Raw genomic sequence first — 13,013 nt, forward strand, 5'->3', positions numbered from 1 at the left:
TCAACTTTGATGATCGCCAGCGGTTATTCGGTCCACCCGTCCGATTTAACCGCTGGTTTTTTTCTTTTTAAATCTCAAAAAATTTTTACAATCCAAAGCCCCACCGTCATCCTTTTCCGTCTATTGGAAACTCAGAGTCCGTACCGACCTCTGGCAAGTCATCAAGCTGTGGGCGAATACCTTCGGAAATATAGTCCTTGGCGGCTTTAACCTGTTTGTTGCCTTGTTCATCGCGAACCAGCACATGCTTGATGGTGCCATCCTGCAAAACCTCGCGATGAATTCCCGTAAATTGACTCATACCTTTACCCCTTTTCTCTTTGGATAATAATAAGCATAGCTTTTCGATGGCTTTTAGGGATTTGCGCGGGGGAATCAATTGGTGGAGAGAACATCGCGATGGGGAATTATTAACCTAACGTATCGCTTAATAAAAATCCGAAGTTTACACAGCGCCGTTTACAAATTCCTGTTAAATTAACATTATAGTCATTGACCCAGTGACAGGAAGAAAGCCGTAATACGTACAGGAGAAAGACACATTGGATGCGAGTACTATCAACACACTTTTTTTTATCGGCGCACTGTTGGTAGCAGCAAGTATTCTGCTTAGCTCGCTTTCTTCACGCCTCGGCATCCCTATTCTCGTGATCTTTCTGGCCATCGGTATGCTGGCCGGCGTCGACGGTATTGGTCATATCGCCTTTGATAACTACCCTGCCGCCTATCTGGTCAGCAACCTTGCCTTGGCCGTCATCCTCTTCGACGGCGGCATGCGCACCCGCGCCTCGTCGTTTCGTGTGGCACTTTGGCCCGCACTCTCACTTGCCACCGTCGGCGTACTTATCACTGCCGGTCTCACCGGTATGGCAGCGGCATGGTTGTTCCACATTAATATTATGCAGGGACTGCTGATCGGTGCCATCATCGGCTCAACCGATGCGGCGGCGGTCTTTTCGCTGATCGGCGGCAAAGGCCTCAATGAACGCGTTAGCGCCACGCTGGAGATTGAATCCGGCAGTAATGACCCAATGGCGGTGTTCCTAACCATTACCCTGATCGACATGATTGCCAAAGGTGAACACGGCCTCAGCTGGATGTTCCTGGTCGATGTTATTCGCCAGTTCGGGCTAGGTATTGCCTTCGGACTCGGCGGCGGCTGGCTGTTACAGCAGCTCATCAATCGCGTAACCCTACCCACCGGCCTTTATCCGATGCTGGCATTCAGTGGTGGGCTGCTGGTCTTTGCGGCCACGGTCGGCCTCGACGGCAGCGGTATTTTAGCGGTTTATCTCTGCGGTCTGATGCTCGGTAATCGGCCGGTGCGCAGCAAACACGGTATCATGCAAACCTTCGACGGCCTTGCGTGGCTTAGCCAGATTGCGATGTTCCTGGTGCTCGGGATGCTGCTTACCCCGAGTGACCTGTTGCCTATTGCGGTCTCGGCGCTGGCGCTTTCCTTGTGGATGATTCTTTTTGCCCGACCGTTGTCGGTGTTTGTCGGCCTGCTGCCGTTCCGAAACTTTACCCTGCGCGAGCGCTTCTTCATCTCGTGGGTCGGGCTGCGCGGTGCGGTGCCTATCATCCTTGCCGTATTCCCGATGATGGCTGGGCTGCCGCAGGCGCATCTGTACTTTAACGTCGCATTCTTTATCGTGCTGGTTTCATTACTGTTGCAGGGAACTTCGCTTGGCTTTGCGGCAAAAAAGGCCAAGGTGATTATCCCTCCTGCGCCGACGCCGATTTCTCGCCTGGGCCTGGATATTGATATCTACACCCAGTGGGAGCACTTTATTTATCAGCTTGGATCCGAAAAGTGGTGTGTCGGCGCCGCGCTGCGCGATTTGAAAATGCCGAAAGAAACCCGTATTGCAGCCCTGTTCCGCGGCACGGTTATGCTGCACCCTACCGGCAGCACGCGATTAAAAGAAGGCGACATTCTCTGCGTTATCGGCCAGGAAAAGGATTTGCCGGAGTTGGGTAAACTGTTTAGCGATACCAATGCGGTGGTGATGGACGAGCGCTTCTTCGGTGACTTTATTCTCGAGGCTGACGCACCGCTAGACGCTATCTCTCAGCTGTACGGGTTGAATCTCGATGACAGTATCGACAAAACGCTGTCGCTGGGCCATTTTGTGATTCAGCTGCTGGGCGGGGAACCGGTTATTGGTGACCATATCGAATGGGACGGCCTCACCTGGACCATCGCAGAGATGGAAGGCAATCGCGTCAGTAAAGTCGGGGTCCGCATCGTCACACAAACGGCGTAATGCTTTAGAGAACCTACAAAAAAACCTGCAACGATGCAGGTTTTTTATTTCAAACGGGCTGAGGCAAATTAGCTGCCGGTCTGAGGGTCTTTGTCGTAATCGGCACAGGTCTGGAAACCTTTATTCATCACGTGGCCGGTGTCATTAAGACTCACGAAATAAGTTTGCGCCTTGCCATCACGTGGCGCAACCGCGTAGGTCTGGCAGGTACCTTTCGCGTGAATAAGGGTAATTTCAGAAGACGGTGGGCCAGCAATCGCACGAACCTGTGCTCTTGTCATCCCTACTTTAACGTCACTTACGACCGGATCTTTAACATAGCTTGCCGCGCGGTCATAAGTCTGACAACCCGCAAGTACCGAAACCGCTGTAGCAACCATAATCAACATTTTCTTATTCATGACTTCTCCTCCAGAAGTGCTTTATGTCCTTTTAATCCTAGAAGAAAATGGTCGTTAATCAAATTTATAGAACTTTTATTTGTTGATTGAGGCCCGAATTCAGTTTTTTCTGATAAATATGGCCCCTCGAAGTCTTAAAATCGTGCCATTGCTGCCGCTTTTTTCGTGATATTCCAACGCTTTTGTTCTATACCTGATGAAGATAACTCATTGAGATTTATGCTGGCTGAGAAATTTATTCTCTCGATCGCGCTTAGCTCGCCATTTAATTGAATCAGACCAACGAACGCTGTGGACAAGGAGCAGTGCCAATGCCGCTGAATCGCCGTCGCTTTTGTACTCTTGTCGGTTTTATGCCGTTGCTGGCGTTGCCACGGTGGAGTTTTGCCGAACCAAGAGAGGTGGCAATGGAAATTTTGCATATCACCAAGCCTGAGGGCGGCGTCCCCAACAGTCCGCTTCCGGTCGTGATTTATCACCGCGTGATCCCCCCCGATACGGTCGATAACGCCAGCTATCTGGAGCACCTTTTCAGCGCTAACGGCTGGCCGCCACAGTGGCGCTATGGTGTTTATGCCTTCACGCATTTCCACAGCAACACCCCCGAAGTGCTCGGCGTTTTTTCCGGTTCGGCCAAGCTGCAACTGGGAGGAGCGAAAGGCGAGATAATTGAGGTTAACGTGGGTGACGTGCTGCTGCTGCCCGCCGGAGTCGGGCACAGGCAGGTTTCGGCCGACGATAACTTTATGATGGTGGGGGCTTATCCGCCGAACGTCTCCGCCGATTTATGTCACGATGAACCTTCAAAACTGGCGGCGCGCACCAAGGCGGTGGCAAAAGTTCCGCTGCCCCAGACCGATCCGGTGACCGGACATTCTGAAGGCAGCATGCTGCTGTGGCGCAATGCCGCAGCGGCGGCTAACGATAAATGAGGCACGCTTACAGCCAGTGCTGCGCGTGCACCCTTTCACCGTCGGTAAAGCGTGAAAAACGAAACGGGGCAGGATCGACAATCGGCGTGCTGCCCTGCACCAAATCTGCCATCAGCTGACCCGCCGCAGGGGCGATGCCAAAACCGTGCCCCGAGAATCCCGTTGCGACAAACAGACCGGCAATCTTGTCGATGCCAGAAATTACCGGTATGGCATCCGGCAGGGTGTCAATCAGACCTGCCCAGCTTTGCGCCACCTGTACACCGGAAAACGCCGGCAGAACCTGTTTAAGATCAACAATCATCTGGCGCAGTAGCGCACGATCCGGCGCGGGATCCAACACTCTGATACGTTCATAAATTGAGAGTTTATCGGCCTGCCCCGGTCGCCAATAGAGTGCTTCTTCGATAAAACGTGGCCCAAATCTGAGCTTGAGCGACGCGCGCTCAACCTTGAAAGCGGGCATAAACGGTCTCATAAAACGCAGAGAATCCGGCGTGATATCAACCACGCTGGAGGCCGAACTGGCGACAGTCCATCCGCCGTCAAGCCGCTTGCGCAATGCCACACTGCCGAGACTGACGCAGGAAGAAACGTCGGCCTCCAGCGGCCGCGTGCGCAGCACGGTAGAGAGCACTTTTAACTGAGGAATTTCAACACCGCAGCCTTGCAGCAGCAAACGTGACCAGGCCCCACCCGCTACCACCACCGACTGGCATTTAATCTCGCCGTGTTCGGTCACGACATGGCTAACTCGTCCGGCGCTACGTTCAATGCTGCGCACCGCACAGTGTTGTTGCAGATTAAGACCCGCTTCCATAGCGGCCATCGCCATCGCAGGTGCCGCTTTTTGCGGTTCAGCGCGACCGTCTGCTTCAGTAAATAGTGCACCAGCAAAGTTCGCCTTCAAACCGGGTATCCGCTCGGCTAACTGGCTTGGGGAAAGTATCTGGCTCGCAATATCATACTGTTTTGCCTGCGCTATCCAGCGCAAATGCCGCTCACGCTGCGCTTCAGTTCGAGTCGCGTAAATAATGCCGTGACGGCGAAATCCGGTCTCACGCCCGGTGGTTTCATTCAGGGTTTCCCACAACCGCATACTGGCGTTGATTAACGGCAGTTCACGAATATCGCGTCCGGTACGTCGACACCAGCCCCAGTTGCGGCTCGATTGCTCGGCGGCCACGGTGCCCTTTTCAAGCAATACCGTTTTCACACCCTGCTTCACTAACGCTAATGCCGTGGCGATACCCACAATACCGCCGCCAATCACCACGACCTCGGCCTCGACGGGGAAATGCTCAGAAGAAGGTACCAGATCGACACTCGGTCCCATTGCCCACCTCAATCGAATGAAGAGTAAAGATTATTACGAAACAGTGAACGTTGAGTGTACCGGAATTTTCTTGATACAGAAGGAGATTGGCGCTGAGTCGGCAGGAGAGAGAGTCTGGATGAGAGCGTTTTAAAAAGTACAGATGAAAAAAAAGCCGCTAATTTCTTAGCAGCTTTCTTATGTTGTTTATGGCGGAGGAGGAGAGATTCGAACTCTCGAATGGTTTCCCATCGCCGGTTTTCAAGACCGGTGCCTTCAGCCGCTCGGCCACCCCTCCGCAACGGAACGCACTATAAACTTAGGGGATGAGGATGTAAAGCCCGACGTTGTTCATTTGCTTGAAAAACAGACGTAAATTCCATTTTTTTATGCAAAAACTTCACCCGGCGTTTATTTGCTGATTTAGCAGACAAAAAGCGTCGATAAATCCGCCCCTTACTTAACACATCATCATCAGTGGAATGAATGACTTAATGTGAATTGATTAAGGTCTTGCCCACGACATACAATGTGGTGATTAGCTAAAAGGATGAAAAGTGAACAAACAGTCGACAAACTCGGGCAAAGCATTCTCCGGCAGAGGCCGACCGGCCGTTCCCGAAGCGGAACTTGTCGAAAAAATCCAAAATGCCACCTTTCAACTGCTGCTCCAAAAAGACGTGGAGGCACTTTCTGTCGACGAGATTGCGCGTACTGCTGGGGTTGCCAAGAAAACGTTTTACCGGTTTTACAGCAATCGCACCGACGTTTTAGAAAAAATCATCCTCGACTGGTCTTCCACCTTTACCCTTTATCATCTTCCTCTGCCTAAAAAACCGCATGACGCTATCGCTATTCTCGAGCAGTTTTTTGTCGACCTCGCAGCACGCGCTCTTTCGGAAAGATCGGTAGCATTATTCAAGTTTCTGCAAAATTCCCCCCATCAGAAAACACACTTCCTGAACCTCTATCGTGAAAGCGGCATCGACAATGCTGGCAAGATGCTGGATGCATGGCTGCAAGATTTACGACAACGGGGGATGATTGCCGCTGGCTGGCCAGAGAATGGCGCAAAACATCTTCAGGCGCTGATCATTGCTCCCGCCCTGCGTGATATTGCGCTGGGTATTCTGCCTGCCGTGCCGGAATTTGATATTCGCCCGCGGGTTCGCGAGGCACTGACATTAATGGCACCGCTGCTGGGACTGCCGCACTAAATCATCAGCTTTCCTCAAGTCGTTACATCCTTTTACGCTTTGTCCCTTACTCGCCGGTTAGTGGAGTCGTATATTTAATTAAGAAACGAATTTCGTTTCTTAATTTGCCCATACCCTTAAATAATCGACTTCACGCCGGAAATTTATCATGACCAATAGAAGAGATTTTTTACGTCAGGCCACCGTTGCCGCCACCGCCATGGCCACCAGCGGTACTGCGCTTATGGCAAGCACTTCACTCAGTCAGGCGGCAACGCCAGACGAGACAAAGGTCGGTGTAAAACCGCCGAGGCGTATCATCGCGCTCGAAGAACATTTTATGCTGCCGGAGTTTGTAGGCTATCTGGGCGAAACGCGGCAAAACATCCGCCCGTCGTTGTTCGATAAAGTGGTGCCGATTCTCTCAGACTTTGGTCAGGGGCGTCTGGAGGTCATGGAGACTAATGGGGTCGATTTTGCCGTGCTCTCGCTTTCCGGGCCGGGTGTACAGGTTGAGCCAAACGCGGCAAAAGCCGTACGGCTGGCAAAATACGCCAACGATCGTCTGGGTGCCGAGATGCAGCGGAATCCAAAACGCTACGGCGGATTCGCCCATCTGGCAATGCAAGACCCCAAAGCCGCCGCCGATGAACTGGAACGATGCGTTAAAGATCTTAACATGCAGGGGGCGATGATTAACGGCGAAACGGATGGACTTTACCTCGACGATCGCCGCTATGATATTTTCTGGGAACGCGTGCAGGCGCTTGAAGTGCCGATTTATATTCATCCCGGAAATCCGCCTGATTATCCGCATATGTACACCCAGCACCCTGAGATGTGGGGGCCGGTATGGAGCTGGGCGGTAGAAACATGCAGTCATGCGATGAGATTGATATTCAGCGGGACCTTCGATAGATTTCCTGGGGCAAAAATTATCCTGGGACACATGGGGGAAACGCTGCCTATCCAACTGTGGCGTCTCGACAGCCGCATCGCCACCGCCAATCTGAAATATACCTTGCAGCATCCACCGTCGCATTACGCGCGCAGAAACATCGTGATTACTACCTCAGGTGTATGCTCCAACCCTGCCCTTCGCTGTGCGCTGGACTCATTGGGGGAAGAAAACGTCATGTTCTCGATAGATTATCCGTTCGAGAATACTGCAGTGGCCACCGACTGGATCAGAAAAGCCAGGCTGACCGACGCGGAGAGAAACGCCGTGGCGTGGGGCAATGCTTCGCGCATTCTCAAAATAACTTGAGAAACTGAATGAGAAATTAAGAAACTGAATGAATAGGCTTTTTTGAGTGGTTGAAATGGGGGCTGCCTATGGAGGCATTGTTGCCGCCTGTGGGGTGCCAGTTAAAAATTCGGCTGCGCCCGCATGGCTCTCAAGCCAGCCTTCGGGCTGGTTTGTTTACACAGCCCCCCAAATTCCAGACACAAAAAAAGCCGCTAATTTCTTAGCAGCTTTCTTGTGTTGTTTATGGCGGAGGAGGAGAGATTCGAACTCTCGAATGGTTTCCCATCGCCGGTTTTCAAGACCGGTGCCTTCAGCCGCTCGGCCACCCCTCCGCAACGGAACGCACTATAAACATAGCCCATCACCTTGTAAAGCCGGAATTGATTCATTTGCCTGAAAAACCGCCTTTCGCGCATCAAGTGCTGATTTTATCGTCATTTTAGCGCCTTTTGTCGATTTCCTGACCGCGAATAATGGGGTATCTCTGCTTTCCTGATTCATTAAGCGTAAAGAACCGGCTTAGGGGGTAAAGAAGGGTAAACCTCCTTTGTGAGCCAGGAGCAACTCTCTATTATCTCATCCTGAATGCTTTTTCATCGACTTCAATTCTGTCGCTAAGCGAGATTAAAAAATGGATCGTATCGTTGCCTCTTCTTCTTCACGCGCGGGCTCGTTGCTCAGCACGCATCGAGTGCTACGTAATACTTATTTTCTGCTGGCGCTGACGCTCGGCGTCTCCGCAATTACTGCCACAGCAAGCACCGTACTGATGTTACCGTCTCCCGGCATGCTGCTGACGATAGTTGGCTTTTATGGGCTGATGTTCCTGACCTATCGCATGGCCGATCGCCCTGCGGGTATTTTGTGCACTTTCGCCCTGACCGGTTTTATGGGTTATACGCTGGGGCCGTTGCTGAGCTCACTGCTCGCAGCGGGCGCAGGTAACATCATCATGCTGGCTCTCGGGGGGACTGCGCTGGTGTTCTTCTGCTGTTCGGCATACGTGCTGACCACCCGTAAGGACATGTCATTCCTGTCGGGAATGATGATGGCAGGCTTTGTCGTGCTGCTGGTGGCGGTCGTTGCCAATCTATTCCTGCACATCCCGGCGCTGTCACTGGCGATTAGTTGCCTGTTTATTCTGTTCTCCGCCGGTGCCATCCTGTGGGAAACCAGCAACATTATTCACGGCGGCGAAACTAACTACATACGCGCCACAGTCAGCCTCTACGTTTCACTTTACAACGTGTTCGTAAGTCTGTTGAGTATTCTGGGCCTGTCATCACGCAGCAACTGATAGTTTCTTATTACCGGCCCAGCTATCAAGCCCTGCCTTAGGCGGGGCTTTTTCTTTGGCTGGAGGCGCTTTTTTGCTAAACTTGCGCCCTGCTTTCAAGATTTCGAAGTTAGAGGTTATATGTTGGAGTTTAACGGCCAGGTTATTGAGACCGACGCCAAAGGTTACCTGAAAAACAGCGCAGACTGGCACGAAGCGCTGGCCCCGATTCTGGCAAGCCAAGAAGGCATTGTTCTGACAGACGCACACTGGGAAGTGGTGAATTTTGTGCGCAGCTTTTACCTGGAATTCAATACCTCTCCGGCTATCCGCATGCTGGTAAAAGCCATGGCGCAAAAGCTTGGGGAAGAGAAAGGCAACAGCCGCTATCTCTATCGCCTATTCCCTGAAGGTCCAGCCAAGCAGGCAACCAAAATAGCCGGACTGCCAAAACCGGTAAAATGTATCTAACAGCGCAGGCTGGCGATTCTGGAATCAGTGGCGAATACTGAATCCTTCAAATTCTACCAGCGCCTTAGGCTCGGTTAAGAGTTTATCGACCCTGGCATACTGCGGACCGCCCTGCTTCAGCCACTCGAGTAATTGTTCGATTTCCGGCTGCTCGCCACACGCAACAACTTCGACGCTGCCGTCGTCCAGATTTTTGGTGTAACCGGTCAAGCCGAGCGCTTTGGCTTTTTGCTGAGTGGCATAACGAAAGCCGACGCCCTGCACTCGGCCATAGACGTAAGCGGCTATACTGGTTTTTGGCATAATTATCTCCTCATAGCGATGAGATCCGTTGCATTCTCTGCTTCATGCTCGGACAATGTCGCTCTTTTTTGTCTCCAGACTGATTGAACCTAATTATATGACTGCACGTTTGTATCTGGCCAAAGGCCGTGAAAAATCCCTTCTTCGTCGTCACCCGTGGGTGTTTTCCGGGGCGGTACTTCGCGTCGAAGGAAAGGCACTTTCCGGCGATACTATTGATATTGTAGACAATCAGGGAAAATGGCTCGCCACCGGCGCCTATTCTCCTCAGTCTCAGATTCGGGCTCGCGTCTGGAGCTTTAAGCAGGACGAAGCTATCGACATCGATTTCTTCATCCGCCGTTTGCAGCAGGCACAAACCTGGCGTAACTGGATTGCCAAACGTGACGGCCTTGACGGTTACCGCCTGATTGCCGGTGAGTCCGACGGACTGCCGGGTATTACCATCGACCGTTTCCAGAATTTCCTGGTATTACAGCTGCTGTCTGCGGGTGCAGAATATCAGCGTGCCGCCCTGCTGAGCGCGCTGCAACACTGTTATCCGGAATGTGCAATCTACGACCGTTCAGACGTAGCCGTGCGTAAGAAAGAAGGCCTTGAGCTGACTCAGGGTCTGATTCTCGGCGAAACTCCACCTGACCTGCTGCCCATTCAGGAACACGGCATGAGCCTGCTGGTGGATATCAAAGGCGGCCACAAGACCGGTTTCTATCTGGACCAACGTGACAGCCGACTGGCGGCGCGTAACTATGCCGCGGGCCGTAAAGTGTTGAACTGCTTCTCTTATACCGGTGCATTTGCCGTCTCCGCACTGATGGGGGGCTGTGAGAAAGTGACTAACGTCGACACTTCCCAGGACGCACTGGATATTGCTAAAAAGAACGTTGAGCTTAACAAACTTGACCTGACAAAAGCGGAATTCGTGCGTGATGACGTGTTCCAGCTGCTGCGCAAATACCGCGCTCAGGGCGAACAGTTCGACATGATCGTTATGGACCCGCCGAAGTTCGTAGAGAACAAGAGCCAGCTGGCCAGCGCTTGTCGGGGTTATAAAGACATCAACATGCTGGCCATTCAGCTGTTGCGCCCGGGAGGCATCTTGCTGAGCTTCTCGTGTTCAGGGCTGTTGCCGACCGATCTGTTCCAGAAGATCCTGGCCGATGCCGCACTCGATGCGGGTCGCGAGATTCAGTTTGTTGAGCAATTCCGTCAGGCCGCCGACCACCCCGTGACCGGCGCGTATCCTGAAGGCCTGTACCTGAAAGGGTTTGCCTGCCTGGTTACGGCTTGATTTTTGCCGATTAGGCCCCATATCTCTTTCAAGATGCTATTTTGAGGAGGTCGCTATGTTAGCAAGCAAATATGGGGTCGCCAGCAAGTATGGTATTGGCCAGCAGGTGCGCCACAGAATGTTGGGTTATCTGGGCGTCGTTATCGACGTCGATGCCGAATATTCGCTGGAGAAACCTGCGGTCAGCGAGATTGAAGCCGACGATAAAATGCGTGCCGCCCCCTGGTATCACGTTGTGATGGAAGATGATGAAGGTCAGCCGGTCCATACCTATCTCGCCGAGATTCAAATCGACCACGAGGCGCGCATCGCACATCCAGAACAAAGTTCGCTGGATGATTTGGCGGAGTCCGTTCGCAGTCAGCTGCTGGCACCGCGCCTGCGCAACTAATTTGAGGTTACCCTCAATAGAAAAAACCGGTCCACGTTGACCGGTTTTTTTATGCCTGCGGTTTAACTCATACCTTAATGCGACAGCCCAAGGCGGGGGATTTCAATTTTCGGGCATCGGTCCATCACGACTTTGAGCCCTGCCTCTTTTGCCAGCACCGCCGCGTGCTCATTAATGACTCCCAGCTGTAGCCACAGCACCTTGGCCCCGATTGCAATCGCCTCCTGAGCAACGCCATAGGCCGCTTCAGGATTACGGAACACGTCCACCATATCGACGGGGTGTTTAATATCCTCTAACGTCGCCACTACGGTCTGCCCTAGTAACGTTTGCCCTGCCAGTTTTGGACTGACCGGCGTGACCTCGTACCCTTGGCTGAGCAAATATTGCATGACGCCATAACTAGGACGGGAAGGATTATCGCTGGCACCCACCAGGGCTATTGTTTTGATTTGCTTTAGAATTTGACTGACTTCGCTGTCTTGCACGGATTTATCTCCTTCACGATAAGGTTTCCTAAGTGTAATCCAGTCTGACCAGAGTGAAGGTGTTTTCACCTCGCAAATTGAGAAGACAGTTGTTTCATCGCCAGGAATAAAAATACATTTTGTAAAACTTTGACACAATATAAGCAATATTCAATAATGAGAGAGTGAGTTATTGAGGTCTGGAGAGAAAGATGAATCTTGGTTTTATGGTTGCCGGTATTTTTATGGCTAACCTGATAGCGCCCGCTTACGCATTAAGCCTTAAGCTATCGCCAGAAATCGATCTCCTGGTTGTGGATGGAAGACTGGTTTCAGGGCCAATTTTAAAGGGCGCAGACAGTCTGGAGTTAGATGCAGGGCAGCATCAGATATTATTTCAGATAAGCAAACCCCTTCCGCAGGTGACCGCGGTTTATCACTCCCCGCCGATCATTGTCGCCTTTGATGCCAGGAATTTGCACGCGGTCAGCATCCGTTTACCTTCCTTGACAACCGAACAGGAAAGTCGTGATTTCAGCCAAAAAATGAATATCACTTTAATCGACGAAAAAGGGAATCAGATAGACTATCGACAGGACCGGCTTACGGGGCTACGAACTCACGATGCCACGAGCCTTGAAGCCGCGATGAACCAGTATAATTTATCGGGCCAGAGTGCCTCAATACCCGCCTTTGCGCTGTCGAAAAAAAGCGCGATGACGCTTAACGCCAGCAACCAGAGGCCAGAATCAGCTCGAATTGAGGGCAATGCCAGCGAGGTTTACCTCTCATTTTCTCTGTGGTCTATGTTGCAACATGACACTCGCAGCAGTACGACGGCGAAATGGTTTTCTGCTCAGTAATCTGACAATTGTCACGAATAAGGCCTGCCTGACGACATTTCCCCGCTTTATGCTTCCCTGAAAATCCGAGTTTAAGTAATCTATCAGTCATACTTTTCTTAAAGGCCAGGCTGATGGAATACACCACTCGCACGATTACAAAACAAAAACATATCGCCCTAGTCGCGCACGATCACTGTAAAAACAACCTGCTGAGCTGGGTAGATGCCAACAAGGCTCAGCTTGGCGAACATGTGCTCTACGCGACCGGTACCACGGGTAATCTGGTGCAGCAAAATACCGGCCTGCCGGTTACCAGCATGCTGAGTGGTCCGATGGGCGGGGACCAACAGGTGGGTGCATTGATTTCGGAAAGCAAGATTGATGTGCTGATTTTCTTCTGGGATCCGCTGAATGCCGTCCCTCATGACCCAGACGTTAAAGCTCTGCTGCGACTGGCGACCCTGTGGAATATCCCGGTCGCCAACAACCGCTCGACCGCCGATTTCCTAATCCAGTCTCCCCTGTTCAAAGAGGATGTTGAAATCAGCATCCCAGATTATCAGCGTTATCTGCAGGACCGCCTGAAATAATCTCAGAATAAACGCG

At 51.9% G+C, this 13,013-nt stretch carries 15 protein-coding genes and 2 tRNA genes; 10 read left to right on the forward strand and 7 right to left on the reverse strand.

Features of this window, described 5'->3' with window-relative positions; genetic code table 11:
- Positions 1-106: 106 nt before the first annotated feature.
- Positions 107-301 carry a hypothetical protein gene (locus O1V65_RS11880; protein ID WP_017490487.1) on the reverse strand — a complete coding sequence of 65 codons (195 nt, stop codon included), beginning with the start codon at positions 299-301 and terminating at the stop codon, positions 107-109.
- A gap of 241 nt (positions 302-542) precedes the next feature.
- Between O1V65_RS11880 and O1V65_RS11885 the strand changes: the two genes are divergently transcribed.
- Positions 543-2,270: a potassium/proton antiporter gene (locus O1V65_RS11885; RefSeq protein ID WP_084912980.1), complete on the forward strand. Its 1,728-nt coding sequence runs from the start codon at positions 543-545 to the stop codon at positions 2,268-2,270.
- Positions 2,271-2,338: 68 nt separating this feature from the next.
- On the opposite strand, the gene osmE is transcribed toward O1V65_RS11885, so the two are convergent.
- A complete protein-coding gene (gene osmE, locus O1V65_RS11890; RefSeq protein WP_017490489.1) occupies positions 2,339-2,671 on the reverse strand; it encodes an osmotically-inducible lipoprotein OsmE in 333 nt (110 codons plus the stop codon).
- Between the two features lie 311 nt (positions 2,672-2,982).
- Here osmE and O1V65_RS11895 point away from each other — a divergent pair, with 311 nt between their 5' ends.
- A complete protein-coding gene (locus tag O1V65_RS11895; protein ID WP_017490490.1) occupies positions 2,983-3,603 on the forward strand; it encodes a cupin domain-containing protein in 621 nt (206 codons plus the stop codon).
- A gap of 7 nt (positions 3,604-3,610) precedes the next feature.
- On the opposite strand, the gene O1V65_RS11900 is transcribed toward O1V65_RS11895, so the two are convergent.
- Both O1V65_RS11900 and O1V65_RS11905 read right to left on the reverse strand, forming a co-directional pair.
- Positions 3,611-4,939 (reverse strand): NAD(P)/FAD-dependent oxidoreductase, encoded by a 1,329-nt coding sequence (locus O1V65_RS11900; RefSeq protein ID WP_084912981.1) that lies wholly within the window; start codon positions 4,937-4,939, stop codon positions 3,611-3,613.
- Positions 4,940-5,128: 189 nt separating this feature from the next.
- Positions 5,129-5,216 (reverse strand) — tRNA-Ser (locus tag O1V65_RS11905).
- Positions 5,217-5,475: 259 nt separating this feature from the next.
- Between O1V65_RS11905 and O1V65_RS11910 the strand changes: the two genes are divergently transcribed.
- Together O1V65_RS11910 and O1V65_RS11915 are read left to right on the forward strand one after the other, a co-directional pair.
- Positions 5,476-6,135 (forward strand): TetR/AcrR family transcriptional regulator, encoded by a 660-nt coding sequence (locus O1V65_RS11910; protein ID WP_017490492.1) that lies wholly within the window; start codon positions 5,476-5,478, stop codon positions 6,133-6,135.
- Positions 6,136-6,283: 148 nt separating this feature from the next.
- On the forward strand, positions 6,284-7,381 hold the full coding sequence (locus O1V65_RS11915; protein ID WP_269129753.1) for an amidohydrolase family protein: 1,098 nt from the start codon (positions 6,284-6,286) through the stop codon (positions 7,379-7,381).
- Between the two features lie 226 nt (positions 7,382-7,607).
- Here O1V65_RS11915 and O1V65_RS11920 read toward each other — a convergent pair.
- A tRNA-Ser gene (locus tag O1V65_RS11920) sits at positions 7,608-7,695 on the reverse strand.
- Positions 7,696-7,994: 299 nt separating this feature from the next.
- Between O1V65_RS11920 and yccA the strand changes: the two genes are divergently transcribed.
- Both yccA and tusE read left to right on the forward strand, forming a co-directional pair.
- Entirely contained in the window at positions 7,995-8,660 is a 666-nt protein-coding gene (gene yccA / locus O1V65_RS11925) for an FtsH protease modulator YccA (protein ID WP_017490494.1), read from the forward strand.
- A gap of 120 nt (positions 8,661-8,780) precedes the next feature.
- The gene (gene tusE, locus O1V65_RS11930; RefSeq protein ID WP_017490495.1) at positions 8,781-9,110 is read left to right on the forward strand and encodes a sulfurtransferase TusE; all 330 of its coding nucleotides are present in this window, start codon (positions 8,781-8,783) and stop codon (positions 9,108-9,110) included.
- 24 nt (positions 9,111-9,134) lie between these two features.
- Here tusE and yccX read toward each other — a convergent pair whose 3' ends face one another.
- Complete coding sequence (yccX, locus tag O1V65_RS11935) at positions 9,135-9,413, reverse strand: acylphosphatase (RefSeq protein ID WP_084912983.1); 279 nt, start codon at positions 9,411-9,413, stop codon at positions 9,135-9,137.
- Between the two features lie 97 nt (positions 9,414-9,510).
- On the opposite strand from yccX, the gene rlmI reads away from it, so the two are divergent.
- Positions 9,511-10,704, forward strand: coding sequence for a 23S rRNA (cytosine(1962)-C(5))-methyltransferase RlmI (rlmI, locus tag O1V65_RS11940; protein ID WP_026110345.1), 1,194 nt, complete (start codon positions 9,511-9,513; stop codon positions 10,702-10,704).
- 55 nt (positions 10,705-10,759) lie between these two features.
- Positions 10,760-11,095, forward strand: coding sequence for a heat shock protein HspQ (gene hspQ, locus O1V65_RS11945; protein ID WP_017490498.1), 336 nt, complete (start codon positions 10,760-10,762; stop codon positions 11,093-11,095).
- Positions 11,096-11,169: 74 nt separating this feature from the next.
- Here the strand turns inward: hspQ and O1V65_RS11950 are convergent, their stop codons facing one another.
- On the reverse strand, positions 11,170-11,583 hold the full coding sequence (locus tag O1V65_RS11950; RefSeq protein ID WP_017490499.1) for a CoA-binding protein: 414 nt from the start codon (positions 11,581-11,583) through the stop codon (positions 11,170-11,172).
- A 191-nt stretch (positions 11,584-11,774) separates the two neighbouring features.
- On the opposite strand from O1V65_RS11950, the gene O1V65_RS11955 reads away from it, so the two are divergent.
- A complete protein-coding gene (locus O1V65_RS11955; RefSeq protein ID WP_269129754.1) occupies positions 11,775-12,425 on the forward strand; it encodes a YccT family protein in 651 nt (216 codons plus the stop codon).
- A 113-nt stretch (positions 12,426-12,538) separates the two neighbouring features.
- On the forward strand, positions 12,539-12,997 hold the full coding sequence (locus O1V65_RS11960) for a methylglyoxal synthase (protein ID WP_017490501.1): 459 nt from the start codon (positions 12,539-12,541) through the stop codon (positions 12,995-12,997).
- Positions 12,998-13,013 lie beyond the last annotated feature (16 nt).

Source organism: Rouxiella badensis, from assembly GCF_026967515.2.
In the GTDB taxonomy this organism is placed as follows: domain Bacteria; phylum Pseudomonadota; class Gammaproteobacteria; order Enterobacterales; family Enterobacteriaceae; genus Rouxiella; species Rouxiella badensis.